We start from the raw sequence: 24,268 nt of genomic DNA on the forward strand, positions 1-24,268 counted from the left end.
ATCGCGAGCAAGCTCGCTCCTACAATTTTTCAGCCATTACCCGCCAGACGTCGCCGCCGCCCGCTCCCGCTCCAACACCTTCATCACATCGTCCACCACAGCCTTACTCATAAGAAAAGGGGACAGGTTTATTATCCGCGCATTGGGACCAAGCGATGCCTGTCAGCTCAACGCAATCCCTTTCGCATCGAGCCTGCTCGCCAAAGCCCTCAAGCCGGTTCCCCAATGCACCACCACTGCACTGCAATCTCATCGTCATCTTGAGTTACGTCATGCCCGTGCTCGATGAAATTCGCTGGTGTGTGCAACGCAAGTGCACAACTGATCCGCTCTGGCATGAGCGCATTAGTTTTACCAAGAAAACCCAAATAATAATCCCGGTCATAGAAGACGGTGACCTCGCTCTGATGAACCCATGGCCACGTCAATAGGCAAGCGACCCGGTAGTAGCCCTGTGATTGGTCAGCGGCGTTGGACAGGTGGTTAGCGGCTTCGAGCAGCTGCTGAATGCAGTAGGCTTGAACTTCGATCCTGGCTTGAGGGCCTTGAACTAATGCCTCGTGTGCCGGGATTTTCCAATGTGTGTAGCGCTCCATCTGTTCGGATCGCGGGTAAAACTCGTCGCGAAAACTGGAGGCCCAGCGTTCCAGAGCGCGAAGCCGGCGGGGAATGCCTCTGAGTTGTTTGTTGCTGAGGGCGATTTGCCGCATTGGTACGTCCTTGTAATGCCGAAAAAGTCCTTCGTTGCTGTCTGCTGACGCAATTGAAAAGTGGACAGATATATTTCCATATCAGCCAAGACCCCAGCCACTACTAGTCGGTGTAAAGGGTTACCAAATTTGCCCTGACCTGGTCGTTCATAGAATGTCTTTCAGGTAATCCTTGAGCGCAATGAGTGGCGCATCAAGCTGCTCCATTGTCCGCGCATTGCTGAAATCATCTGATAGCCGTTGCAGCTCACGCCCTAGCGGCGTGTCAGCCCCGCCTATGGCGTCCAGCGCCAGACCTACACAGTGCGCCACTCTAAACTGAATACCCTCGACATCATCCCGGCGCACCAGCAAGCCAAATACCTCCCGCTCGTAATCGCTCATGATCGGATCGTCCCGCAGAATCGGACTTGAATCTTCTGTTTCATAAGCCAGCTTAAGGGCGAAAAGGGCAACGGTTTCCAGTGGCAATTCCATTGAGTGAATCCTTGATTCGTTAGCTAAGCGGTTTCGGGGTGTGGTGTGGGAAAGCAAGATCAAAAGATCGCAGCCTTCGGCAGCTCCTACAGGATCGCCGGGATCGCCAGGATCGCTGTGGGCGGGGTGGCTTTTCTATAGGCGAAAAAAAAGGCCTTGCTAAGCAAGACCTTTCTTAATTTTGGTGCCCCGAGGGAGACTCGAACTCCCACTCCTTTCGAAAACGGATTTTGAATCCGCCGCGTCTACCAATTCCGCCATCAGGGCTCAATGGCGGCGAAGTATAGAGATGAGATAACCGTCGGTCAATCAGGTACATGGAGAATTTTTGATATTTCCGCTAGACTTCCCGGCCCTGCTAGACGAACCCCATCATGCGCGTTGCTGACTTTACCTTCGAGCTCCCTGATTCGCTGATCGCCCGCCATCCTTTGGCCGAGCGTCGCAATAGTCGCCTGTTGACCCTTGATGGGGTCAGCGGCGCCCTGGCACACCGTCAATTCACTGATTTGCTGGAGCATTTGCGTCCCGGCGATTTGATGGTGTTCAACAATACCCGGGTGATTCCGGCGCGACTGTTTGGCCAGAAGGCTTCCGGCGGCAAGCTGGAAATCCTGGTGGAGCGGGTGCTCGACAGTCATCGCGTGCTGGCGCATGTGCGTTCCAGCAAGTCGCCCAAGCCGGGATCGAAGATCCTGATCGACGGCGGTGGCGAAGCCGAGATGCTCGCGCGGCACGATGCGTTGTTCGAACTGGGGTTTGCCGAAGAAGTGCTGCCGCTGCTCGACCGCGTCGGGCACATGCCGTTGCCTCCTTATATAGATCGCCCGGATGAAGGCTCGGACCGCGAGCGTTATCAGACGGTGTACGCCGAGCGCTTGGGCGCGGTGGCGGCGCCGACGGCGGGGCTGCATTTCGATCAGCCGCTGATGGAGGCGATTGCCGCCAAGGGCGTCGAGACGGCGTTCGTGACCTTGCACGTCGGTGCGGGCACGTTCCAGCCAGTGCGGGTCGAGAAGATTGAAGACCACCACATGCACAGCGAATGGCTGGAAGTCGGCCAGGACGTGGTGGATGCCGTTGCCGCTTGCCGCGCTCGCGGTGGTCGTGTGGTGGCGGTGGGGACCACCAGCGTGCGTTCCCTGGAAAGTGCCGCGCGCGATGGCGTGCTCAAGCCGTTCAGTGGTGACACCGATATCTTTATCTACCCGGGGCGGCCGTTTCATGTGGTCGATGCCTTGGTCACCAACTTCCATTTGCCCGAATCCACGCTGTTGATGCTGGTTTCGGCGTTCGCCGGTTATCCCGAAGCCATGGCTGCCTATAAAGCAGCGGTGGAGCATGGTTACCGCTTTTTCAGCTACGGTGATGCGATGTTTATCACCCGTAATCCGGCGCCACGCGGCCCTGAGGAAACAGTATGAGTCGTATGTCGTTTGAACTGCTGGCCACTGACGGCAAGGCTCGTCGCGGTCGTTTGACCTTCCCGCGCGGTACCGTCGAGACCCCGGCCTTCATGCCGGTGGGCACGTACGGCACGGTCAAGGGCATGTTGCCGCGGGATATCACCGCCACGGGCGCGGAAATCATTCTGGGTAACACTTTCCACCTGTGGCTGCGTCCTGGCACCGAAGTGATCAAGAAGCACGGCGACCTGCACGATTTCATGCAGTGGAAAGGCCCGATTCTTACAGACTCCGGCGGTTTTCAGGTGTTCAGCCTGGGGGCGATGCGTAAGATCAAGGAGGAGGGCGTGACCTTCGCCTCTCCGGTTGATGGCGCCAAAGTGTTCATGGGGCCGGAAGAGTCGATGCAGGTCCAGCGTGACCTGGGCTCGGACATCGTGATGATTTTCGACGAATGCACGCCGTACCCGGCTGACGAAGACGTCGCGCGTATTTCCATGGAGTTGTCGTTGCGTTGGGCCAAGCGTTCGAAAGAAGCGCATGGCGAAAACACGGCGGCGCTGTTCGGCATCGTTCAGGGCGGCATGCACCAGGATTTGCGCATGCGCTCCCTGGAAGGCCTCGACAAGATCGGCTTTGATGGCCTGGCCATCGGCGGTCTGTCGGTGGGCGAGCCCAAGCACGAGATGATTAAGGTGCTGGATTACCTGCCGGGCCAGATGCCGGCTGACAAACCTCGTTACCTTATGGGCGTTGGCAAACCGGAAGATCTGGTTGAGGGTGTGCGCCGCGGTGTGGACATGTTCGATTGCGTGATGCCAACCCGTAATGCCCGCAATGGGCATCTGTTCATTGATACAGGCGTGCTGAAGATCCGTAACGCGTTCCATCGCCATGATGATTCGCCGCTCGATCCGACCTGCGATTGCTATACCTGCCAGAACTTCTCCCGTGCTTATCTGCACCACCTGGACAAGTGCGGCGAAATGCTGGGAAGCATGCTCAATACCATCCATAACTTGCGTCATTATCAAGTGCTTATGGCTGGTTTGCGCGAGGCTATTCAACAGGGTACATTGGCCGCCTTTGTCGATGCCTTCTACGCCAAACGCGGGTTACCTGTTCCGCCTTTGGACTGAGTTTTCTGACCCCAAGATTCAACATTTGCAACTGGAGTGCTAAATGAGCTTTTTTATCTCTAATGCCATGGCCGATGGTGCTGCACCCGCAGCTGCAGGCCCTATGGGCGGCGGCTTTGAGTGGATTTTCCTGGTCGGCTTCCTGGTCATCTTCTACCTGATGATCTGGCGTCCACAGGCCAAGCGCGCCAAAGAACAGAAGAACCTGTTGGGCAGCCTGCAGAAAGGCGATGAAGTTGTGACCACCGGTGGTATCGCCGGCAAGATCACTAAAGTGGCAGACGATTTCGTTGTTCTGGAAGTTTCCGACACCGTCGAAATGAAATTCCAGAAGGGCGCCATTGCCGCCACGCTGCCAAAAGGCACGCTAAAAGCGATCTAAGTTTCAACTTCTACTCAATCGACGGGGCGCGCAAGGCGCCCCGCGTCATAAGCGGGCGGCGTGATGCTGAACAAATACCCTCTGTGGAAATACATTCTGATCCTGGCGGTGCTGGCGGTCGGTCTGATTTATTCCGCTCCCAATTTATATCCTGATGACCCGGCCATTCAGGTCAGTGGTGCCAGTACTGCGCTGTTGGTCAATCAGGCTGATCTGGATCGTGTGAGCACGGCGCTCAGGGAATCCGGGATCAACGTCAAGGCGGCTACTTTGGCTGCCAACGGCAAGGGCGGTTTGATTCGCCTGACCAAGGCCGAAGACCAGCTGCCGGCCAAGGACGTCGTGCGCAAGGCATTGGGTGACGACTATGTCGTTGCACTGAACCTGGCACAAACCACGCCGCAATGGCTGCGCAGCCTTGGCGCGCACCCGATGAAGCTGGGTCTGGACTTATCCGGTGGTGTGCACTTCCTGCTGGAAGTGGACATGGACAAAGCCCTCGACGCACGCTTGAAAGTGTATGAAGGCGATGTGAAGAGCCTGTTGCGTAAAGAGAAACTGCGCTATCGCAGCCTGCCGCAACTCAACGGTGCCATTCAGCTGGGTTTCAGTGATGAAGCTTCCCGCGAACAGGCCCGCGCACTGATCCGCAAGAGCTTCAACGATTTCGACATTGTTCCGGCCGACCTCAATGGTCAGGCGGTGCTGCGTCTGGCGATGACCCCGGCCAAGCTGGCGGAAATCCGTGAATACTCCATCAAGCAGAACTTGACCACGGTACGTAACCGCGTCAACGAGCTGGGTGTTGCCGAACCGATCGTTCAGCGTCAGGGCGCCAACCGCATTGTGGTTGAGCTGCCGGGCGTACAGGACACCGCAGAAGCCAAGCGTATCCTCGGCAAGACGGCCAACCTTGAGTTCCGTCTGGCTGCTGAGCCGGGTGCTTCGAAAGCCACTTCCGAAACCTTCGAGTTCCGTGAAGGCAAGCGTCCGCCGGCACAGATTGAGCGTGGCCTGATCATCACCGGTGACCAGGTAACTGACGCCAAGGCTGGCTTCGGCGAACACGGCACGCCAGAAGTGAACATTCGTCTGGATGGTCATGGTGGCGAGCTGATGAGTCGTGCGACTCGCAGCAACGTCGGTCGCAGCATGGCCGTGATCTTTATCGAGCAGCGTCCGGTTACCACTTACGTCAAGCAAGTGGTTAACGGCGTCGAGAAAGACGTGCCGGTCCAGACGTTTAAAGAAGAGAAGAAGATCATCAGCCTGGCGACCATTCAGTCGCCGCTGGGTGCCCAGTTCCGCATCACTGGCCTGAACGGTCAGGGCGAGTCGTCCGAACTGGCGCTGCTGTTGCGTGCCGGTGGTCTGGCTGCGCCAATGTATTTCGCTGAAGAGCGCACCATTGGCCCGAGCCTGGGTGCCGACAACATCACCAAGGGTATCGATGCATCGCTGTGGGGCATGCTGTTTGTCTCGCTGTTCATCATCGCCATCTACCGCTTCTTCGGCATCATTGCCACCGTCGCGCTGGCGGTGAACATGGTGTTGTTGCTGGCCTTGATGTCGCTGCTGGGTGCAACACTGACCCTGCCGGGTATCGCCGGTATCGTATTGACCATGGGCATGGCGGTCGACGCCAACGTTCTGATCTTCTCGCGGATTCGTGAAGAGATCGCGGCGGGCATGACCGTACAACGGGCAATCAACGAAGGCTTCGGCCGGGCATTCACCGCGATTCTCGACGCCAACCTGACAACGTTGTTGGTCGGCGGGATTCTCTTTGCGATGGGCACCGGACCGGTCAAAGGTTTCGCAGTGACCATGTCCCTCGGGATCTTTACCTCGATGTTCACGGCCATCATGGTGACCCGCGCGATGGTCAACCTGATCTTCGGCGGTCGTGACTTCAAGAAGTTGTGGATTTAAGGGGCTGCCATGTTACGTACAATCAACTTCATGGGCGTTCGCAACTTTGCGTTCGGCGTCACATTGTTCCTTACGGCGCTGGCCATTTTCAGCGTCTTCCACAAGGGCATGAACTGGGGCCTGGACTTCACCGGCGGTACGCTCATCGAGCTGACCTACGAGCGTCCGGCCGATGTGTCCAAGGTGCGTACCCAGCTTACTGAGTCGGGTTACCACGAAGCCATCGTGCAGAGCTTTGGTGCGACCACCGATTTGCTGGTGCGCATGCCGGGCGAAGACCCGCAACTGGGTCACCAGGTAGCTGAAGCGCTGCTGAAGGTCGGCGGCGATAACCCGGCGACGGTCAAGCGCGTCGAGTTCGTCGGCCCGCAGGTCGGTGAAGAGCTGCGCGACCAGGGCGGCCTCGGCATGCTGATGGCGCTGGGCGGCATCCTGATCTACCTGGCTTTCCGCTTTCAGTGGAAGTTTGCGGTCGGCGCCATTGTCTCGTTGATCCACGACGTGATCGTGACCATCGGCATCCTGTCGTTCTTCCAGATCACCTTCGACCTGACGGTGCTGGCGGCGGTGCTGGCGATCATTGGTTACTCGCTCAACGACACTATCGTGGTATTCGACCGGGTTCGTGAGAACTTCCGTGTGCTGCGCAAGGCCAACCTGATCGAGAACATCAACATCTCGACCACGCAGACCTTGCTACGGACCATGGCGACGTCGATCTCCACGTTGCTGGCGATCTCGGCACTGCTGTTCTTCGGTGGCGACAACCTGTTCGGCTTCTCGATCGCCTTGTTCATCGGTGTTCTGGCGGGTACCTACTCGTCGATCTACATCGCGAACGTGGTGCTGATCTGGCTGAACCTGAACAGTGAGGATTTGATTCCTCCTGCGGCGACCGAGAAGGAAGTCGACGACCGTCCATAACGGCCATCGCTTCCCGGTTGTCTGCCCAAAAAGGCGCGAGTTGAACTCGCGCCTTTTTTTATGCTCCAAGGCTGGGAGAAGCGCGGGCATGTCCCGCATGTGATGGTCAGGAGGTTCATGTGAACAAGTCGTTGCTGGTTGGTGCGGTATTGGGTGCTGTCGCTGTAACCGCCGGGGGTGCTGTTGCCACCTACAAGCTGGTTAAAAGCGGCCCTGAGTATGCGCAAGTACTTGCCGTTGACCCGGTTAAGACACAGATCAAGACACCACGTGAAGTATGCAAGGACGTTGCAGTGACCCGGCAGGCGCCGGTCAAAGATCAACACCAGATCCTCGGTACCGTCCTGGGTGCGGTGGGCGGTGGTTTGCTCGGTAACCAGATCGGCGGCGGCAATGGCAAGAAGCTCGCCACTGTCGCGGGCGCGGTGGGTGGCGGTTACGCCGGCAACAAGGTCCAGGAAGGCATGCAGGAACGTGATACTTCCACCACGATGCAAAGACGTTGCAACACCGTCAATGACATCAGCGACAAGGTTGTAGGTTACGACGTTCGTTATTCGCTGGATGGCAAGGAAGGCAAAGTGCGGATGGATCGCGATCCGGGCAACCAGATTCCGGTCGACAAGGAAGGTAAGCTGATCCTGTCGCAGAATGAGCCGGGTCAATAAATAGCTGATACTCAGATTCAAAAAAAGCACCCCGCAGGGTGCTTTTTTTTTGGCTGGTCGCTTAGCGTTTCAGCGAGGCCGGCAGGTGCGGCTGGATCGCCGTCAGAACTGCCTTGAAGCACTTGGTGTTGCCGGCAACGATGTGGCCTTTCTCAAGGAAATCGTGACCGCCAGTGAAGTCGCTCACCAAGCCGCCAGCTTCCTGGATCAGCAGGGCGCCTGCAGCCATGTCCCACTCGGACAGGCCCGACTCCCAGAACGCGTCGAACCGGCCGGCAGCCACGTAGGCCAGGTCCAGGCTCGCCGAGCCAGCGCGGCGGATGCCGGCGGTCTGGCCAACCAGGGCGCGGAACATGCCCAGGTAGTTGTCGAGGTTGTCCATCTGGTCGTCACGGAACGGGAAGCCGGTACCCAGCAGGGCGCCGTCCAGGCTGGTGCGGCCGCTAACGCGCAGGCGACGACCGTTCAGTTGGGCGCCGCGACCACGGCTGGCAGTGAATTCTTCCTGGCGAACCGGGTCCAGAACGACAGCGTGCTCCAGGCGACCGCGGTATTTGCAGGCGATGCTGACAGCGAAGTGTGGAATGCCGCGCAGGAAGTTGGTGGTGCCGTCCAGCGGATCGATGATCCACAGGTATTCTTCGCCTTCGATCCCGGTGCCGGCGTGCATGCCGGTTTCTTCACCCATGATCGAGTGATTCGGGTAGGCCTTGCGCAGCGCGTCGATGATTTTCTGCTCGGCGGCGCGATCGACCTCGGATACGTAATCCTTGGCGTCTTTTTCGTCGACCTTGATGGTATCCAGGCGCTCGATGGAGCGGAAGATCAATTCACTGGCGCTGCGGGCGGCGCGCAGCGCGATATTCAGCATGGGCTGCATGGATGTGTCACCTAAGGTTGTTAAAGAAAGCCGGGCATTCTATCAGAAAGTTTCTACAGGTGAAGGTCGGTGTTCGCTTTCATAGCTTAACGGTAGGATGAACTGTAAGATTCCGCTCCCTAATTCTGTGTTCGAGAACGCCTCCCGTGCTGCAAAACATTCGTGTCGTCCTGGTCAATACCAGCCACCCCGGCAATATCGGCGGGGCTGCGCGTGCCATGAAGAACATGGGCCTGTCGCGGCTGGTGCTGGTCGAACCGCGGTTGTTCCCGCACCACGAGGCCGATGCTCGCGCTTCTGGTGCCGGGGACATCCTTGAAAATGCGCAAGTCGTCGCCACTTTGGAAGATGCCTTGATCGGCTGCAATCTGGTGCTGGGCACCAGCGCCCGCGATCGCCGGATTCCCTGGCCGTTGCTCGATCCTCGCGAATGCGGTTCGAAAGTGGTCGAGGAAGCAGGGCAGGGTGCAGAGATTGCCCTGGTGTTCGGTCGTGAAGATTCCGGCCTGACCAATGAAGAGCTGCAGCGATGTCATTATCACGTGCACATTCCATCAGACCCTGAGTTCAGTTCGCTGAACCTTGGGGCGGCGGTGCAGGTGTTGAGCTATGAAGTGCGGATGTCCTGGCTTGCAGCCCAAGGTCAGCCGAGCAAGGTAGAGAAGGAAGAAGTGGCCTCCGTCAAAAGCGCTGAGCTGGCGACCATGGATGAGCTGGAGCGATTCTATGAGCATCTGGAGCAAACCCTGGTGGCCATCGAATTTCTCGATCCGGAAAAACCACGGCACTTGATGGCGCGCCTGCGTCGGTTGTACGGACGAAGCTCGGTCAGCCGGGCGGAAATGAATATATTGCGTGGCATCCTCACGGAAACCCAAAAAGCGGCCCGTGGCGAGCTTCTGAAGCGGAAGGATTAATGATGTTTGAGCGTTTGCGTGAAGATATCCAAAGCGTATTCCATCGAGACCCGGCGGCGCGTAACGCTTTTGAAGTCCTGACTTGCTACCCGGGCATGCACGCCATCTGGATCCATCGCCTGTCGTCGGCCTTGTGGCGCGCGGAGCTGAAATGGGTGGCGCGGCTGGTGTCGAACTTCGGTCGCTGGTTGACCGGGATCGAGATTCATCCGGGTGCCAAGGTTGGTCGTCGATTCTTTATTGACCATGGCATGGGCATCGTCATCGGTGAAACCGCAGAGATCGGCAACGATGTCACCCTTTATCAGGGGGTAACGCTCGGCGGCACCAGCTGGAACAAGGGCAAGCGTCACCCGACTCTGGAGGATGGGGTTGTGGTTGGCGCCGGTGCCAAGGTGCTCGGCCCGTTCACCGTTGGCGCGGGAGCCAAGGTCGGTTCCAATGCCGTGGTGACCAAGGCTGTTCCGGCAGGGGCGACGGTGGTTGGGATTCCGGGGCGGATTATCGTCAAGTCCGATGATGAGGTGGATGCCAAGCGCAAGGCCATGGCTGAGAAGATCGGTTTTGATGCCTATGGGGTTGGCGAAGACATGCCGGACCCGGTGGCGCGTGCCATCAATCAATTGCTTGACCACCTGCAGGCCGTTGATGGTCGCCTGGAAGGTATGTGCGGGGCGCTGAAGGACTTGGGCAGCAATTACTGTGCGAAAGATCTGCCCGAACTGCGCGAAGAAGACTTCGCCTGCGTAAAAGACAAAGACGAAACCCGGGCCGGCTGATACCCCTGTAGGAGCTGCCGCAGGCTGCGATCTTTTGATCTTGCTTTAACGGCGAAGATCAAAAGATCGCAGCCTGCGGCAGCTCCTGCAGGAGTCATATTCAGATATCGCAGCCATCAGCGGTTTTGTCAGGCGGCGTATTCAGATAATGCAGGCAGCGGCAGTTCCCTCCCGGGTCGTATTCAGGCGATGGCGCAGCGCTAAGCGGTGTGCCATTAGGCCTCAGACCCTGCTATGATGCCGCCGCTCTTTTGCGGGTAAACCTGACTAAAGTACTAGGTCTTATAGTTGACTTAAATACTCGGGAATTGCATACTCGCCCCATTCCGAACTCCGTGGTAATTGTCCATGCGACTGACTACAAAAGGCCGATACGCCGTAACCGCCATGCTTGATCTGGCGTTGCACGCGCAGCACGGGCCGGTGTCCCTGGCCGATATCTCCGAGCGCCAAGGCATCTCCCTGTCCTACCTCGAACAGCTTTTCGCCAAATTGCGCCGCAGCAATCTGGTCTCCAGTGTCCGTGGTCCAGGCGGCGGTTACCAACTGTCCCGCGACATGCAGGGCATCCAGGTTGCCCAGGTGATCGATGCGGTAAACGAATCGGTCGATGCTACCAAATGCCAGGGCCAGGGTGATTGCCATCAAGGCGACACCTGTCTGACTCACCACTTGTGGTGCGATCTGAGCCTGCAGATTCACGAATTTCTGAGCGGTATCAGCTTGGCTGACCTTGTCACTCGCCGTGAGGTACAAGAAGTAGCCCAGCGTCAGGACCAGCGCCGTTGCAACAGCAAGGCGCCGCGCCTGGACAAGATTGAAGCGTCCGCCGTCGAATGACAGCCGAAGAGCTAAGCGGCACGCCAGCCAGCCTGATTTAGGAGATAGTCCATGAAATTGCCGATTTACCTTGATTACTCTGCGACCACCCCGGTTGATCCGCGTGTCGCGCAAAAGATGAGTGAATGCCTGCTGGTCGACGGAAACTTCGGTAACCCGGCGTCCCGTTCCCACGTGTTCGGCTGGAAAGCTGAAGAATCCGTCGAAAACGCTCGCCGTCAGGTCGCTGACCTGGTCAACGCCGATCCGCGTGAAATCGTCTGGACCTCCGGTGCCACCGAGTCCGACAACTTGGCAATCAAGGGTGCGGCGCATTTCTATGCGACCAAGGGCAAACACCTGATCACCACCAAGATTGAGCACAAGGCTGTCCTCGACACCATGCGCCAACTGGAGCGTGAAGGCTTCGAAGTGACCTACCTCGAGCCTCAGACCGATGGTCTGGTCACGCCAGCAATGATCGAAGCAGCACTGCGTGATGACACCATCCTGGTCTCGGTCATGCACGTGAACAACGAAATCGGCACCATCAACGACATCGAAGCCATCGGCGAATTGACCCGCTCCAAGGGCATCCTGTTCCACGTTGACGCGGCTCAGTCCACCGGCAAGGTCGACATCGATCTGTCGAAACTGAAAGTCGACATGATGTCGTTCTCCGCCCACAAAACCTACGGCCCTAAAGGCATCGGCGCGTTGTACGTCAGCCGCAAGCCGCGTGTTCGCATCGAAGCGACCATGCACGGCGGCGGTCACGAACGTGGCATGCGTTCCGGCACCCTGGCGACCCACCAGATCGTCGGCATGGGTGAAGCTTTCCGTGTAGCCAAGGAAGACATGGCGGCCGAGAACGTGCGCATCAAAGCCCTGAGCGACCGCTTTTTCAAACAGGTCGAAGGCCTGGAAGAGCTGTACATCAACGGCAGCATGACCGCCCGCGTACCGCACAACCTGAACCTGAGCTTCAACTACGTTGAAGGCGAGTCGCTGATCATGGCGCTCAAGGACCTGGCGGTTTCGTCGGGTTCGGCCTGCACCTCGGCATCGCTTGAGCCTTCGTACGTACTGCGCGCCCTGGGCCGCAACGACGAACTGGCACACAGCTCGATCCGTTTCACCTTCGGCCGTTTCACCACCGAAGAAGAAATCGACTACGCCGCGCAGAAAGTCTGCGAGGCCGTTACCAAGCTGCGCACCTTGTCGCCGCTGTGGGACATGTACAAAGACGGTGTCGACATTTCGAAGATCGAGTGGGCGGCACACTGATTTCAAGTCGCCGCAAACCGGCCCTGTAAACTTAGGTTTCAGGGCTCAAGAGCGACTCTCTGATGAGTGAGGATTAAGAATCATGGCTTACAGCGAAAAGGTCATCGACCACTACGAAAACCCGCGTAACGTCGGCAAGATGGACGCGGAAGACCCGGATGTCGGCACTGGCATGGTCGGCGCTCCGGCGTGCGGCGACGTGATGCGCCTGCAGATCAAGGTCAACGAGCAAGGCATCATCGAAGATGCCAAGTTCAAGACCTACGGTTGCGGTTCGGCTATCGCCTCCAGCTCCCTGGCGACCGAGTGGATGAAAGGCAAGACTCTGGATGAAGCAGAGACCATCAAGAACACTCAGCTGGCCGAAGAACTGGCCCTGCCGCCAGTAAAAATTCACTGCTCCGTACTCGCTGAAGACGCTATCAAAGCGGCCGTTCGCGACTACAAGCAGAAGAAAGGCTTGATCTGACTTTCAAGATTTGGCGACGAGTAAGGAGTCACCGATGGCTATCAGCATGACAGAAGCGGCTGCTCAACACGTGCGGCGCTCCCTCAACGGGCGCGGCAAAGGTGAGGGGATTCGTCTGGGTGTTCGCACCACGGGCTGTTCCGGCCTTGCCTACGTGCTGGAGTTTGTCGACGAGGTGGTTGCAGAGGATCAGGTGTTCGAAAGTCACGGCGAGAAAGTGATCATCGACCCGAAAAGCCTGTCCTACCTGGACGGCACCGAACTCGATTTCGTCAAGGAAGGGTTGAACGAAGGCTTCAAGTTCAACAACCCCAACGTGCGCGGTGAGTGTGGCTGCGGCGAAAGCTTCAACATCTGAGGCTGCTCGTGGGTACTCCTTGTCATTTCGCTTTATTTGAGCTGAAGCCGAGTTTCCGTCTGGATCTCGATCAGTTGGCCACGCGCTATCGTGAGTTGGCGCGCGGTGTTCATCCTGACCGCTTTGCAGACGCTTCCGAGCGCGAGCAGCGGTTGGCGCTAGAGCAATCCGCGAGCCTCAACGAGGCCTACCAGACGCTCAAGAATCCCCCGAAGCGCGCGCGTTATTTGCTCGCCCTGAACGGTGGTGAGCTGCCGCTGGAGGTCACGGTGCATGATCCGGAGTTTCTTCTGCAGCAGATGGAGTTGCGTGAAGAGCTCGAAGACCTGCAAGACAGTGCCGACCTGGCCGGTGTTGCAGTGTTCAAGCGTCGCCTGAAAACTGCTCAGGACGAGCTGAACGAAAGCTTCGCAGCCTGTTGGGATGATGCAGCGCAACGTGAGCAGGCCGAACGCCTGATGCGACGCATGCAGTTCCTCGACAAGCTCACCTACGAAGTGCGCCAGTTAGAAGAGCGCCTCGACGATTAACCCAGTGCCGCTCCGGTCGCACGCCTGATATACAGATAAGTCCTGATAACGATGGCCCTACTGCAGATCGCCGAACCCGGCCAAAGTCCTCAACCGCACCAGCGTCGTCTGGCTGTGGGGATCGACTTGGGCACTACCAATTCGCTGGTCGCTGCGTTGCGCAGTGGTCTTTCCGAGCCTCTGGCCGATGCTGACGGGCAGGTTATCCTGCCGTCGGCCGTGCGCTATCACGCCGATCGCGTCGAAGTCGGCGAGTCGGCCAAGCTGGCTGCCGCTACCGATCCCTTGAACACCGTGCTGTCGGTCAAACGCTTGATGGGTCGTGGTCTGTCCGACGTCAAGCAATTGGGCGATCAACTGCCGTACCGCTTTGTCGGCGGCGAATCGCACATGCCGTTCATCGACACGATTCAGGGCCCGAAAAGCCCGGTCGAAGTCTCCGCCGATATCCTCAAGGTGCTGCGTCAGCGCGCCGAAGCGACGTTGGGTGGCGAGTTGGTGGGGGCGGTGATCACCGTTCCGGCTTATTTCGACGATGCTCAGCGTCAAGCCACCAAGGATGCGGCCAAGCTGGCCGGCCTGAATGTGCTGCGTTTGCTCAACGAGCCAACCGCTGCCGCTGTGGCATACGGTCTGGATCAACACGCCGAAGGCCTGGTCGCTATTTATGACCTGGGCGGCGGTACGTTCGATATTTCGATTCTGCGTTTGACCGGCGGCGTGTTTGAAGTTCTGGCGACCGGCGGCGACAGCGCTCTGGGCGGCGATGACTTTGACCACGCGATCGCTGGCTGGATCATCGAGAGCGCCGGTTTGTCGGCCGATCTCGACCCTGGTGCACAACGCCATCTGCTGCAAACCGCTTGTGCGGCCAAAGAGGCCCTCACCAACGCCGCGGCTGTAGAAGTCGCTTATGGCGACTGGAAAGCCGAGCTGACCCGTGAAGCCTTCAATGCGCTGATCGAGCCGATGGTTGCCCGCAGCCTGAAAGCCTGCCGCCGCGCCGTGCGTGATTCCGGTGTCGAGCTGGAAGAAGTGCACGCCGTGGTTATGGTTGGCGGTTCGACGCGTGTGCCTCGCGTCCGCGAAGCTGTCGCGGAAGCCTTCGGTCGCGAGCCACTGACTGAAATCGACCCGGATCAAGTGGTGGCCATCGGTGCCGCGATCCAGGCCGATACCCTGGCCGGCAACAAGCGTGATGGCGATGAGTTGCTGTTGCTTGACGTGATTCCATTGTCACTGGGGCTGGAAACCATGGGCGGCTTGATGGAGAAGGTGATTCCGCGCAACACCACCATCCCCGTTGCCCGGGCTCAGGACTTTACGACTTACAAAGATGGCCAGTCGGCCATGGCGATTCACGTCTTGCAAGGTGAGCGCGAGCTGATCAGCGACTGTCGCTCCCTGGCGCGTTTTGAATTGCGCGGTATTCCGGCGATGGTGGCCGGCGCGGCGAAGATTCGCGTGACCTTCCAGGTCGATGCCGACGGTCTGCTCAGTGTTTCGGCCCGGGAATTGGGTTCGGGCGTCGAAGCCAGCATCCAGGTCAAGCCGTCCTACGGCCTGACCGACGGCGAAATCGCCAAGATGCTCAAGGATTCGTTCCAGCACGCCAACGACGACAAAGTCGCCCGTGTGTTGCGCGAGCAGCAGGTCGATGCCCAGCGCCTGATCGAAGCGGTGCAAGCCGCCCTCGACGTCGACGGCGAGCGCTTGCTCGACGCCGAGGAGCGCATGGTCATCGAGCTGCAGATGCAGGAATTGACTGAACTGATGAACGGTACCGATGGTTACGCCATCGAGCAGCAGACCAAGCGTCTGTCGCAAGTGACCGATGCCTTTGCTGCCCGCCGCCTGGACTCGACGGTGAAAGCCGCACTGGCGGGGCGCAACCTGAATGAAATCGAGGATAACTGATGCCGCAGGTCATTTTTCTGCCACACGCCGAGCATTGCCCGGACGGTATGGTTGTCGAGGCTGAAACCGGTAAATCCATTCTCGAAGTGGCCCATGACAACCACATCGAAATGGAAAGCGCCTGTGGCGGCGTTTGCGCCTGCACCACGTGCCACTGCATCATCCGCGAAGGGTTTGAGTCGCTGGAAGAAGCCGACGAGCTGGAAGAGGACTTTCTTGATCGGGCCTGGGGTCTGGAGCCGCAATCGCGTCTAGGCTGTCAGGCGATCGTCGGGACTGAAGACCTGACGGTCGAAATTCCGAAGTATTCGCTCAACCATGCGGCCGAAGCGCCGCACTGATTCAAGGGAACCGACATGAGTCTGAAATGGGTTGATGTGCTGGAAATCGCGATCCAGCTGGCTGAATCCAAGCCGGATGTGGACCCGCGTTACGTGAACTTCGTCGATCTGCACAAATGGGTGCTGGCATTGCCTGAGTTCAGCGATGATCCGACCCGCGGTGGCGAGAAGGTGCTTGAAGCCATTCAGGCCGCCTGGATCGAAGAAGCAGAGTAGGAGCTCACGAGCGAAGCGAGGCTGCGATCTTTTCCAATGCCGCTTGAATCCCAAGCACAGATCAAAAGATCGCAGCCTTCGGCAGCTCCTACAGAAGGCGGAGGTCGCGACCTTCACGCCGTTAGGCAATACCCAAGAACCCGCGTATAATTCGCGGGTTTAATTTTTCACAAATTACCGTTTCTGGAGTTACACCATGGCTGTTCAACGTACTTTCTCCATCATCAAGCCTGACGCTGTTGCAAAAAACGTCATCGGCGAGATCACCACTCGTTTCGAAAAAGCAGGCCTGCGCGTTGTAGCTTCGAAACTGAAGCAACTGTCCAAAGCTGAAGCTGAAGGCTTCTACGCTGAGCACAGCGCTCGTGGTTTCTTCGGCGACCTGGTTGCTTTCATGATCTCCGGTCCGGTTGTCGTTCAGGTTCTGGAAGGCGAAAACGCTATCGCTCTGAACCGTGAGCTGATGGGCGCTACCAACCCTAAAGAAGCTGCTGCCGGCACCATCCGCGCTGACTTCGCTGATTCCATCGACGCCAACGCCGTACACGGTTCGGACTCCGAAGCCGCTGCTGCTCGCGAAATCTCGTACTTCTTCGCAGCTACTGAAGTAACCACTCGCTAAGCATTGGCTTAAGAGTGAAGGTGAATCCATGACTACATCGACTGTAAAAACCAACCTGCTGGGTCTGACTCAACAGGAAATGGAAAAATTCTTCGACTCAATCGGGGAGAAGCGTTTCCGTGCCGGTCAGGTAATGAAATGGATTCACCACCTTGGCGTCGATGATTTCGACGCCATGACGAACGTCAGCAAGGCCTTGCGCGACAAGCTCAAGGTTATTGCCGAAGTTCGCGGTCCCGAAGTTGTCAGCGAGGACATTTCCACCGACGGCACCCGTAAGTGGGTGGTGCGCGTGGCGTCCGGCAGCTGCGTCGAGACTGTGTACATTCCTCAGGGCAAACGCGGCACTCTGTGCGTTTCGTCCCAGGCAGGCTGTGCCCTGGATTGCAGTTTCTGCTCCACCGGCAAGCAAGGTTTCAACAGCAACCTCACCGCCGCCGAAGTCATCGGCCAGGTGTGGATTGCCAATAAATCGTTTGGCAGCATCCCGGCGACTGCCGACCGTGCGATCACCAACGTGGTGATGATGGGCATGGGCGAGCCGCTGCTGAACTTTGACAACGTCGTGGCCGCCATGCATCTGATGATGGATGACCTGGGCTACGGGATCTCAAAGCGCCGCGTAACCCTGTCTACTTCGGGCGTGGTGCCGATGATCGATGAGCTGTCCAAGCACATCGACGTCTCCCTGGCGTTGTCCCTGCACGCACCGAACGACGCATTGCGTAACCAATTGGTGCCGATCAACAAGAAATACCCGCTTAAGATGCTGCTCGAGTCGTGCCAGCGCTACATGTCGTCCCTCGGCGAGAAGCGCGTGCTGACCATCGAGTACACCTTGCTCAAGGACATCAACGACAAGGTCGAACACGCGGTCGAAATGATCGAGTTGCTCAAGAACATCCCGTGCAAGATCAACCTGATTCCGTTCAATCCGTTCCCGCATTCTGGTTACGAGCGCCCGAGCAATAACGCGATTCGTCGTTTCCAGGATCAGCTTCATCATGCCGGTTTCAATGTCACCGTACGCACCACTCGCGGTGAAGACATCGATGCCGCGTGTGGCCAATTGGTAGGGCAGGTGCTGGATCGCACCCGTCGCAGCGAGCGTTATATCGCCGTGCGTGAGTTAAACGCCGAAAACGATATCGCACAGAACGCCGCGAACAATAATTAAGAGAGGATCTCTATGTCCCTGCGCTTTGCGCTGCTTCTGCTGTTGGCCAGCCTCTGTGCTGGCTGTGTCCTGTCGGGCGATTTCAACCCGATGAAGACCAGCAAGGGCCGCGATGAAGCGCGTACTGCCTATGTGCAGCTGGGCTTGGGATACTTGCAGCAAGGCATGACAGAGCGCGCCAAGGTTCCGCTGAAGAAGGCGCTGGACCTGGATGACTCTGATCCGGATGCCAATGCGGCGCTGGGTCTGGTGTTCCAGGCTGAAATGGAGCCGGAGTTGGCGGACCAGCATTTTCGCAAGGCACTGTCCTCCCGCCCCACTGATGCGCGAATCCTGAACAACTACGGTAGTTTTCTTTACGAAGAGAAGCGTTACAAAGAGGCCTACGAGCGCTTCGAACAGGCCGCCGCCGATACCCTGTATCCTGAGCGTTCGCGAGTGTTCGAGAGCCTCGGTATGACCGCTTCGAAGCTGGGGCAGCGTGAACTGGCCCAGCAGCAATTGGAAAAAGCCTTGCGACTGAATCGACAACAGCCACGAGCATTGCTCGAAATGGCTGAGTTGTCCTTCGAAGACAGGCATTATGTGCCCGCGCGTGACTATTACGACCGTTTTAGCCTGCTTACCGAACAAAATGCACGTAGTCTATTGCTCGGCGTTCGGCTGGCAAAAGTGTTTGAAGATCGCGACAAGGCCGCCAGTTTCGGCCTGCAATTAAAACGACTCTATCCCGGTACGCCGGAATATCAGCAATACCTGTCGGAGCAATGATGAAAGCGGCGCATCCCGAAGTTGTAGCAGCGAATCGCGTTAACCCCGGTGAGACCTTGCGCCAGGCCCGCGAAAGCAATGGCTGGTCGCTGGCCGAAGTGGCCCTTAAGCTCAACCTCACCGTCAATTCCCTCAGCAATCTGGAAGCCGGCGCTTTTGACAAGCTGCCTGGGCATACCTTCGCTCGCGGTTATATTCGCGCGTATGCCAAATTGCTGGGCATGGACCAGACCGTCCTGGTCCAGCAGTTCGACCAATCCACCGGCACCGACTCCCAGGGCAGCAGCGTTCATAGCCTGGGTCGTATCGAGGAGCCGGTTCGTGTTTCCCACACCATTTTGCGAATTGTTAGCCTGCTGTTGCTGATCGCGGTCATTGGCGGTGGTTTTGTCTGGTGGCAGGATCAAGCCTCCTTGCGCACCAAGGACCAAGTCAGCCTGAGCCCGGAACACGTTGAAGTCGAAGGCGCCGATGGCACTACGCAGATCCATCCGCTGGACGAGCCGGAAGACCAGGCCGTCGCGGAAGGTCAGGCCGAAGGCTCGACGTCTCTGGCGTTGCCACAAGCCGAAAGTTCCACTGAAGCATCGGCCGTAGCTGAGGCCACCGCACCTGCTGCCGCTCCGACTGCACCCGCTGCTCCTGCTGCCCCTGCGCACAACACTGCACCCGCTGCTCCAGCGCACAGCACTGCGCCAGTTGTCGCGACTCCGGTAGCGCCAGCCCCGACGGCTCCCGTTGTATCGACCCCGCCTGCAAGCGCTTCGGTAACGCCGACCATTCCCGCTCCAGCAGCGGTGGCACCGGTTGCCGGCCAGGGTCAGGTTCAACTGCAGTTCACGGCTGATTGCTGGACGCAAGTGACCGACGGCAACGGCAAAGTGCTGTTGAGCGGTCTCAAGCGCAAAGGCGAAAACGTATCCGTCAGCGGCAAACCGCCGTTCTCCGTGCGCCTGGGCTTCGCCCGTGGCGCGCAGGTGAGCTACAACGGACAGGTGGTTGATGTCGCTCCGTTCACCAGTGGCGAGACTGCTCGCCTGAAGTTGGGTCAATAAGTCATGCACGGCGAATCTCCAATCAAGCGTCGCGAATCCCGCAAGATCTGGGTCGGTAACGTCCCTGTTGGCGGCGATGCGCCCATCGCTGTGCAGAGCATGACCAACAGCGACACCAATGACGTCGCTGCCACCGTCGCCCAGATCAATCGTCTGGAAGCGGCTGGCGTCGATATCGTGCGCATTTCCGTCCCGGACATGGACGCCGCCGAAGCCTTCGGCAAGATCAAGCAACTGGTCAAAGTGCCGTTGGTGGCCGACATCCACTTCGACTACAAGATCGCTTTGCGCGTGGCCGAGTTGGGTGTTGACTGCCTGCGGATCAACCCGGGCAACATCGGTCGCGAAGACCGCGTGCGTGCGGTGGTCAATGCCGCCCGTGATCGTGGGATCCCGATCCGCATCGGCGTCAACGCCGGTTCCCTGGAAAAAGACCTGCAAAAGAAATACGGCGAGCCAACCCCGGCCGCGCTGGTCGAATCTGCCTTGCGTCACGTCGAGCACCTCGAACGCCTGAACTTCCAGGACTTCAAGGTCAGCGTGAAAGCCTCCGACGTGTTCATGGCCGTCGCCGCTTACCGCTTGCTGGCCAAGGAAATCGTCCAGCCGCTGCACCTGGGCATCACTGAAGCAGGTGGTTTGCGTTCAGGCACGGTGAAATCCGCCGTGGGCCTCGGTATGCTGCTCGCCGAAGGGATTGGCGATACTATCCGCATCTCGTTGGCGGCTGATCCGGTTGAGGAAGTGAAAGTCGGCTACGACATTCTCAAATCCCTGCACCTGCGTTCCCGTGGTATCAACTTCATCGCCTGCCCGAGCTGCTCGCGGCAGAACTTCGATGTGGTCAAAACCATGAACGAGCTGGAAGGACGCCTTGAAGACCTGCTGGTGCCGCTGGATGTCGCGGTCATTGGTTGCGTGGTCAACGGGCCGGGTGAAGCCAAGGAAGCCCATATCGGCTTGACCGGTGGCACGCCCAACCTGATTTACATCGACGGCAAGCCGTCGCAGAAACTGACGAATGACAATCTGGTGGATGAGCTTGAACGCTTGATCCGCCAGAAAGCGGCCGAAAAGGTCGAAGCCGACGCTGCCGTTATTGCGCGTGGCTGAGCCTGACTAAAGAGCCGAACGAATTTAAGGATTTATAGTGAGCAAGTCTCTGCAAGCCATTCGTGGCATGAACGACATCCTGCCCGAACAGACTCCGCTGTGGCGTCATTTCGAGGGCACCGTCTCGCGTCTGCTGGACAACTACGGTTACAAGCAGATCCGCATGCCGATCGTTGAATTCACCGAGCTGTTCAAGCGTTCCATCGGTGAAGTGACCGACATCGTCGAAAAAGAGATGTACACCTTCGACGACCGCAACGGCGATTCACTGACCCTGCGCCCCGAAGGCACGGCGGCCTGCGTGCGTGCGGTGCTCGAGCACGGCATCACCGGCGGTGGCCAGGTGCAGAAACTCTGGTACATCGGTCCGATGTTCCGCCACGAACGTCCGCAGAAAGGCCGTTATCGTCAGTTCCACCAGATCGGTGTCGAAGTATTCAACCTCGACGGTCCGGACATCGACGCCGAGCTGATCGTGCTCACTTGGCGCCTGTGGGGCGAGCTGGGTATCCGCGATGCGGTCAAGCTCGAGCTCAACAGCCTGGGCACCAGCGAGTCTCGTGGTCGCTATCGTGAAGCGCTGGTCGAGTTCCTGTCCAAGCACTTGGACAAGCTGGACGAAGACAGCCAGCGCCGTCTGAAGACCAACCCTTTGCGGGTTCTGGACACCAAGAACGCCGAGACTCAAGCCGTGCTGGTCGACGCGCCGAAAATGGCCGACTACCTCGACGAAGAATCCCGCGTGCACTTCGAGGGACTGAAGGCTCGCCTCGACGCTGCTGGCATTCCTTACGTGATCAACCCGAAGCTGGTTCGCGGGCTCGATTACTACAGCAAGACCGTTTTCGAATGGGTCACCGACAAGTTGGGCGCCCAGGGCACCGTGTGTGCCGGTGGTCGTTACGACGGTCTGGTCGAGCAGATGGGCGGCAAGCCGACCCCCGGCGTTGGTTTCGCCATGGGCATCGAGCGTCTGGTGCTGCTGCTTGAAACCCTGGAGCAGATCCCGGAAGAAATTTCCCGTCAGGTCGACGTTTATCTTTGCGCATTCGGCGAGGCTGCCGAGTTGGCTGCCCTGACGTTGAGCGAGAAGGTTCGCGATCAATTGCCAAACCTGCGCCTGCAGATCAATGCCGGCGCCGGCAGCTTCAAAAGCCAGTTCAAGAAAGCCGACAAGAGCGGTGCGCTATATGCGCTGATCCTCGGTGACGACGAAATGGCCCAGCAAGTGGTAGGTTTCAAACCCCTGCGTGGCCAGGGCGAACAACAAAGCATTGCCTGGGATGCGCTTGCTGCACACCTGGCCACCTGCGTCGTGCAGGGTTGAAGCTGTCAAACAGCCGATTTAGCGATTAAGGAGTATTGGGGTGTCGAGTACCGAAGACGAACAGCTGGCGGATTTGAAGGACTGGTGGACACGCAACGGCAAGCCCCTGGTCACTGGCGGCCTGTTGGCGCTGGTCATCGTGTTCGGCTGGCAGGCCTTTCACAAGTATCAGAACAATCAGGCGCAAGGCGCTTCGATGCTCTATCAGCAATTGCTCGAAACCACGCTGACACCTGACGGTAAACCCGATGCAGCGCGCGTTTCGGACCTGGCCGGCAAGCTCAATAGCGAGTTCGGCGGCACGGCTTACGCGCAATACGGCAGCCTGTTCGTGGCGAAAGTCGCGGTCGACAGCGGCAAGCTGGATGACGCGGTCAGCGAGCTGAAAGCTATCGTTGCCAAACCGGCCAACCCGGCACTGGGCGAGATTGCCCGCCAGCGCCTGGCGCAGGTACTGGCCGCGCAGAACAAAGCCGATGATGCCCTGAAACTGCTCGAAGGCGATGCAGAGAAGGCGTTCCTGGCCACTCGCGAAGAACTCAAAGGCGACCTGCTGGTGCAGCTGGGTCGTACCGACGAAGCAAACGCGGCGTATCAAAAAGCCAAGGCGGCACTGTCGGATGAAGCGGCGGTCGGCGGCCTACAAATCAAGCTGGACGACCTGGCTAAAGGGGATGCGTGACGTGATCCGTTGGAAACATGCAGCATTGCTGGCTCTGGCCGTATTGGCCGCGGGTTGCAGCAGCAACAGCAAAAAAGAATTGCCGCCGGCCGAACTGGTCGACTTCAAAGAAGAAGTGGTTCTGCACAAGCAGTGGAGCCGCTCGATCGGTGACGGTCAGGGCGAAAGCTACAACATGCTGGTTCCGGCGATCGATGGCGATACTATCTATGCCGCCGACGTCACCGGTGTGGTGATGGCGATGGATCGCAGCAATGGCGACGTCAAATGGAAGAAGGATCTTGATCTGCCTGTTTCCGGTGCCGTTGGCGTGGGTTACGGCCTGCTGACTATCGGTACGCTGAAGGGCGAAATCGTTGCGCTGGACGCCAACAGTGGTGAAGAGAAATGGCGCGCTCGCGTGTCCAGTGAAGTCCTCGCGCCACCGGCCAGCAACGGCGACGTGGTGGTGGTCCAGACTCAGGATGACCGTCTGATCGGTCTGGATGCCGCTACCGGCAACCAGCGCTGGTTGTACGACAGCACCCCGGCGGTTCTGACCCTGCGTGGCACCAGTGCGCCGATTGTCACCAACCGCCTCGCGGTGGCTGGCCTGTCGACCGGTAAAGTGGTGGCGCTCGACATTACCAACGGCGTACCGGTGTGGGAGCAACGCGTTGCTATTCCACAAGGTCGTTCGGAACTGGAGCGTGTTGTCGATATCGACGGTGGCTTGCTGCTGTCCGGCGGTACGCTGTATGTCGCCAGCTATCAGGGTCGCGTTGCGGCACTGGACCTGGAAAGCGGTCGTCAGCTCTGGCAGCGTGATGCTTCCAGTTATGCCGGCGTCGCCCAGGGTTTCGGCAACGTTTACGTAAGCCTGTCTTCGGGCACTGTTGAAGGCGTTGACGAGCGTTCCACCACAGCCTTGTGGAGCAACGATTCGCTGGCCCGTCGTCAATTGTCGGCTCCGGAAGTGTACTCGAGCTATGTTGCAGTCGGTGACCTGGAAGGTTACCTGCACCTGCTGAGCCAGGTGGACGGTCGTTTCGTCGGCCGCGAGCGCATCGACAGCGACGGCCTTCGTGCCCGTCCACTGGTGGTGGGTGACACGATTTACGTCTATGGCAACAGCGGCAAACTGGAAGCCCTGACCATTAAGTAATGTTTTGACTATGCTTGGGATAATACCCCAAGCGGCTTCACTGTTCGTAAAACTGTAGGAGCGAGCTTGCTCGCGATGGACGCTAACGATTACGTTGGCTGTCTGAATAAACGCGGTGTCATGGCGTTTTTCGCGAGCAAGCTCGCTCCTACAGAAAAGCACATGGTGATTGCCCCGAGCACCAGCCGCTGCCTAGCAGCGGCTTTTGTATTTTCTGAAATAACGA

Annotated in this window: 27 protein-coding genes and 1 tRNA gene; 24 read left to right on the forward strand and 4 right to left on the reverse strand. The window is 58.4% G+C overall.

From position 1 onward, the window contains the following. Positions 1-209: 209 nt before the first annotated feature. The 3 genes from ACA052_RS04925 to ACA052_RS04935 all read right to left on the reverse strand — a co-directional run bounded on the left by ACA052_RS04925 (position 210) and on the right by ACA052_RS04935 (position 1,454). Positions 210-710 carry a DUF3916 domain-containing protein gene (locus tag ACA052_RS04925; protein ID WP_497648654.1) on the reverse strand — a complete coding sequence of 167 codons (501 nt, stop codon included), beginning with the start codon at positions 708-710 and terminating at the stop codon, positions 210-212. A 147-nt stretch (positions 711-857) separates the two neighbouring features. Then, entirely contained in the window at positions 858-1,187 is a 330-nt protein-coding gene (locus ACA052_RS04930; RefSeq protein WP_497648655.1) for a hypothetical protein, read from the reverse strand. 182 nt (positions 1,188-1,369) lie between these two features. Continuing rightward, positions 1,370-1,454, reverse strand: a tRNA-Leu gene (locus tag ACA052_RS04935). 107 nt (positions 1,455-1,561) lie between these two features. Between ACA052_RS04935 and queA the strand changes: the two genes are divergently transcribed. From queA to ACA052_RS04965, 6 genes are all read left to right on the forward strand, one after another. Then, entirely contained in the window at positions 1,562-2,611 is a 1,050-nt protein-coding gene (gene queA, locus ACA052_RS04940) for a tRNA preQ1(34) S-adenosylmethionine ribosyltransferase-isomerase QueA (RefSeq protein ID WP_064679573.1), read from the forward strand. 5 nt (positions 2,612-2,616) lie between these two features. Beyond that, complete coding sequence (gene tgt / locus ACA052_RS04945) at positions 2,617-3,732, forward strand: tRNA guanosine(34) transglycosylase Tgt (protein ID WP_497650268.1); 1,116 nt, start codon at positions 2,617-2,619, stop codon at positions 3,730-3,732. 43 nt (positions 3,733-3,775) lie between these two features. Next, positions 3,776-4,114 carry a preprotein translocase subunit YajC gene (gene yajC / locus ACA052_RS04950; RefSeq protein WP_201193698.1) on the forward strand — a complete coding sequence of 113 codons (339 nt, stop codon included), beginning with the start codon at positions 3,776-3,778 and terminating at the stop codon, positions 4,112-4,114. Positions 4,115-4,177: 63 nt separating this feature from the next. After that, on the forward strand, positions 4,178-6,046 hold the full coding sequence (gene secD, locus ACA052_RS04955; protein ID WP_497648656.1) for a protein translocase subunit SecD: 1,869 nt from the start codon (positions 4,178-4,180) through the stop codon (positions 6,044-6,046). A 9-nt stretch (positions 6,047-6,055) separates the two neighbouring features. Continuing rightward, positions 6,056-6,970, forward strand: coding sequence for a protein translocase subunit SecF (secF, locus tag ACA052_RS04960; protein ID WP_497648657.1), 915 nt, complete (start codon positions 6,056-6,058; stop codon positions 6,968-6,970). A gap of 119 nt (positions 6,971-7,089) precedes the next feature. Continuing rightward, complete coding sequence (locus tag ACA052_RS04965; protein WP_497648658.1) at positions 7,090-7,638, forward strand: glycine zipper 2TM domain-containing protein; 549 nt, start codon at positions 7,090-7,092, stop codon at positions 7,636-7,638. 61 nt (positions 7,639-7,699) lie between these two features. On the opposite strand, the gene suhB is transcribed toward ACA052_RS04965, so the two are convergent. After that, positions 7,700-8,518, reverse strand: a complete 819-nt coding sequence (gene suhB / locus ACA052_RS04970) for a type III secretion system regulator SuhB (RefSeq protein ID WP_008014726.1) — start codon at positions 8,516-8,518, stop codon at positions 7,700-7,702. A gap of 146 nt (positions 8,519-8,664) precedes the next feature. Here suhB and trmJ point away from each other — a divergent pair, with 146 nt between their 5' ends. The 18 genes from trmJ (at position 8,665) to bamB (ending at position 24,042) form a co-directional block, all read left to right on the forward strand. Beyond that, positions 8,665-9,435: a tRNA (cytosine(32)/uridine(32)-2'-O)-methyltransferase TrmJ gene (gene trmJ / locus ACA052_RS04975; RefSeq protein WP_497648659.1), complete on the forward strand. Its 771-nt coding sequence runs from the start codon at positions 8,665-8,667 to the stop codon at positions 9,433-9,435. 2 nt (positions 9,436-9,437) lie between these two features. Beyond that, positions 9,438-10,214 (forward strand): serine O-acetyltransferase, encoded by a 777-nt coding sequence (gene cysE, locus ACA052_RS04980; RefSeq protein ID WP_497650269.1) that lies wholly within the window; start codon positions 9,438-9,440, stop codon positions 10,212-10,214. A gap of 348 nt (positions 10,215-10,562) precedes the next feature. Beyond that, positions 10,563-11,054, forward strand: coding sequence for a Fe-S cluster assembly transcriptional regulator IscR (iscR, locus tag ACA052_RS04985; RefSeq protein ID WP_007903581.1), 492 nt, complete (start codon positions 10,563-10,565; stop codon positions 11,052-11,054). A 51-nt stretch (positions 11,055-11,105) separates the two neighbouring features. Beyond that, positions 11,106-12,320: an IscS subfamily cysteine desulfurase gene (locus ACA052_RS04990; protein WP_401356469.1), complete on the forward strand. Its 1,215-nt coding sequence runs from the start codon at positions 11,106-11,108 to the stop codon at positions 12,318-12,320. 82 nt (positions 12,321-12,402) lie between these two features. Continuing rightward, the gene (gene iscU, locus ACA052_RS04995) at positions 12,403-12,789 is read left to right on the forward strand and encodes a Fe-S cluster assembly scaffold IscU (RefSeq protein WP_003443374.1); all 387 of its coding nucleotides are present in this window, start codon (positions 12,403-12,405) and stop codon (positions 12,787-12,789) included. 34 nt (positions 12,790-12,823) lie between these two features. Then, positions 12,824-13,147 carry an iron-sulfur cluster assembly protein IscA gene (gene iscA / locus ACA052_RS05000; RefSeq protein WP_054045385.1) on the forward strand — a complete coding sequence of 108 codons (324 nt, stop codon included), beginning with the start codon at positions 12,824-12,826 and terminating at the stop codon, positions 13,145-13,147. Between the two features lie 8 nt (positions 13,148-13,155). After that, the gene (hscB, locus tag ACA052_RS05005) at positions 13,156-13,677 is read left to right on the forward strand and encodes a co-chaperone HscB (RefSeq protein WP_497648660.1); all 522 of its coding nucleotides are present in this window, start codon (positions 13,156-13,158) and stop codon (positions 13,675-13,677) included. A 51-nt stretch (positions 13,678-13,728) separates the two neighbouring features. Next, a complete protein-coding gene (hscA, locus tag ACA052_RS05010; RefSeq protein WP_497648661.1) occupies positions 13,729-15,594 on the forward strand; it encodes a Fe-S protein assembly chaperone HscA in 1,866 nt (621 codons plus the stop codon). Beyond that, on the forward strand, positions 15,594-15,935 hold the full coding sequence (gene fdx, locus ACA052_RS05015) for an ISC system 2Fe-2S type ferredoxin (protein WP_497648662.1): 342 nt from the start codon (positions 15,594-15,596) through the stop codon (positions 15,933-15,935). Before hscA ends, fdx begins: the two co-directional genes overlap by 1 nt. A 15-nt stretch (positions 15,936-15,950) precedes the next feature. Beyond that, positions 15,951-16,151 (forward strand): Fe-S cluster assembly protein IscX, encoded by a 201-nt coding sequence (gene iscX, locus ACA052_RS05020; RefSeq protein ID WP_116581898.1) that lies wholly within the window; start codon positions 15,951-15,953, stop codon positions 16,149-16,151. A gap of 196 nt (positions 16,152-16,347) precedes the next feature. Further along, positions 16,348-16,773 carry a nucleoside-diphosphate kinase gene (gene ndk / locus ACA052_RS05025; protein WP_007916882.1) on the forward strand — a complete coding sequence of 142 codons (426 nt, stop codon included), beginning with the start codon at positions 16,348-16,350 and terminating at the stop codon, positions 16,771-16,773. Positions 16,774-16,801: 28 nt separating this feature from the next. Beyond that, on the forward strand, positions 16,802-17,950 hold the full coding sequence (gene rlmN, locus ACA052_RS05030; protein ID WP_497648663.1) for a dual-specificity RNA methyltransferase RlmN: 1,149 nt from the start codon (positions 16,802-16,804) through the stop codon (positions 17,948-17,950). 12 nt (positions 17,951-17,962) lie between these two features. Continuing rightward, positions 17,963-18,721: a type IV pilus biogenesis/stability protein PilW gene (gene pilW / locus ACA052_RS05035; protein WP_497648664.1), complete on the forward strand. Its 759-nt coding sequence runs from the start codon at positions 17,963-17,965 to the stop codon at positions 18,719-18,721. Further along, positions 18,721-19,776, forward strand: a complete 1,056-nt coding sequence (locus ACA052_RS05040) for a RodZ domain-containing protein (RefSeq protein ID WP_497648665.1) — start codon at positions 18,721-18,723, stop codon at positions 19,774-19,776. Before pilW ends, ACA052_RS05040 begins: the two co-directional genes overlap by 1 nt. A 3-nt stretch (positions 19,777-19,779) precedes the next feature. After that, positions 19,780-20,889: a flavodoxin-dependent (E)-4-hydroxy-3-methylbut-2-enyl-diphosphate synthase gene (gene ispG / locus ACA052_RS05045; RefSeq protein ID WP_128869503.1), complete on the forward strand. Its 1,110-nt coding sequence runs from the start codon at positions 19,780-19,782 to the stop codon at positions 20,887-20,889. A gap of 37 nt (positions 20,890-20,926) precedes the next feature. Next, positions 20,927-22,216, forward strand: coding sequence for a histidine--tRNA ligase (gene hisS / locus ACA052_RS05050; RefSeq protein ID WP_497648666.1), 1,290 nt, complete (start codon positions 20,927-20,929; stop codon positions 22,214-22,216). 40 nt (positions 22,217-22,256) lie between these two features. Beyond that, a complete protein-coding gene (locus ACA052_RS05055; RefSeq protein WP_497648667.1) occupies positions 22,257-22,898 on the forward strand; it encodes a tetratricopeptide repeat protein in 642 nt (213 codons plus the stop codon). After that, positions 22,891-24,042 carry an outer membrane protein assembly factor BamB gene (bamB, locus tag ACA052_RS05060; RefSeq protein ID WP_497648668.1) on the forward strand — a complete coding sequence of 384 codons (1,152 nt, stop codon included), beginning with the start codon at positions 22,891-22,893 and terminating at the stop codon, positions 24,040-24,042. Before ACA052_RS05055 ends, bamB begins: the two co-directional genes overlap by 8 nt. Positions 24,043-24,268: the final 226 nt, after the last annotated feature.

This window comes from Pseudomonas sp. LBUM1644, assembly GCF_059716195.1.

Bases quoted from the DNA above. Each gene is read 5' to 3' on its own strand.
- hscA (WP_497648661.1), top strand. From the start codon at position 13,729: ATGGCCCTACTGCAGATCGCCGAACCCGGCCAAAGTCCTCAACCGCAC.
- fdx (WP_497648662.1), top strand. From the start codon at position 15,594: ATGCCGCAGGTCATTTTTCTGCCACACGCCGAGCATTGCCCGGACGGT.
- ndk (WP_007916882.1), top strand. From the start codon at position 16,348: ATGGCTGTTCAACGTACTTTCTCCATCATCAAGCCTGACGCTGTTGCA.
- iscA (WP_054045385.1), top strand. From the start codon at position 12,824: ATGGCTATCAGCATGACAGAAGCGGCTGCTCAACACGTGCGGCGCTCC.
- bamB (WP_497648668.1), top strand. From the start codon at position 22,891: ATGCGTGACGTGATCCGTTGGAAACATGCAGCATTGCTGGCTCTGGCC.
- yajC (WP_201193698.1), top strand. From the start codon at position 3,776: ATGAGCTTTTTTATCTCTAATGCCATGGCCGATGGTGCTGCACCCGCA.
- ispG (WP_128869503.1), top strand. From the start codon at position 19,780: ATGCACGGCGAATCTCCAATCAAGCGTCGCGAATCCCGCAAGATCTGG.
- secF (WP_497648657.1), top strand. From the start codon at position 6,056: ATGTTACGTACAATCAACTTCATGGGCGTTCGCAACTTTGCGTTCGGC.
- cysE (WP_497650269.1), top strand. From the start codon at position 9,438: ATGTTTGAGCGTTTGCGTGAAGATATCCAAAGCGTATTCCATCGAGAC.
- ACA052_RS04925 (WP_497648654.1), bottom strand. From the start codon at position 710: ATGCGGCAAATCGCCCTCAGCAACAAACAACTCAGAGGCATTCCCCGC.
- tgt (WP_497650268.1), top strand. From the start codon at position 2,617: ATGTCGTTTGAACTGCTGGCCACTGACGGCAAGGCTCGTCGCGGTCGT.
- rlmN (WP_497648663.1), top strand. From the start codon at position 16,802: ATGACTACATCGACTGTAAAAACCAACCTGCTGGGTCTGACTCAACAG.
- secD (WP_497648656.1), top strand. From the start codon at position 4,178: ATGCTGAACAAATACCCTCTGTGGAAATACATTCTGATCCTGGCGGTG.
- queA (WP_064679573.1), top strand. From the start codon at position 1,562: ATGCGCGTTGCTGACTTTACCTTCGAGCTCCCTGATTCGCTGATCGCC.
- iscR (WP_007903581.1), top strand. From the start codon at position 10,563: ATGCGACTGACTACAAAAGGCCGATACGCCGTAACCGCCATGCTTGAT.
- ACA052_RS04930 (WP_497648655.1), bottom strand. From the start codon at position 1,187: ATGGAATTGCCACTGGAAACCGTTGCCCTTTTCGCCCTTAAGCTGGCT.
- iscX (WP_116581898.1), top strand. From the start codon at position 15,951: ATGAGTCTGAAATGGGTTGATGTGCTGGAAATCGCGATCCAGCTGGCT.
- ACA052_RS04990 (WP_401356469.1), top strand. From the start codon at position 11,106: ATGAAATTGCCGATTTACCTTGATTACTCTGCGACCACCCCGGTTGAT.
- pilW (WP_497648664.1), top strand. From the start codon at position 17,963: ATGTCCCTGCGCTTTGCGCTGCTTCTGCTGTTGGCCAGCCTCTGTGCT.
- iscU (WP_003443374.1), top strand. From the start codon at position 12,403: ATGGCTTACAGCGAAAAGGTCATCGACCACTACGAAAACCCGCGTAAC.
- suhB (WP_008014726.1), bottom strand. From the start codon at position 8,518: ATGCAGCCCATGCTGAATATCGCGCTGCGCGCCGCCCGCAGCGCCAGT.
- ACA052_RS05040 (WP_497648665.1), top strand. From the start codon at position 18,721: ATGAAAGCGGCGCATCCCGAAGTTGTAGCAGCGAATCGCGTTAACCCC.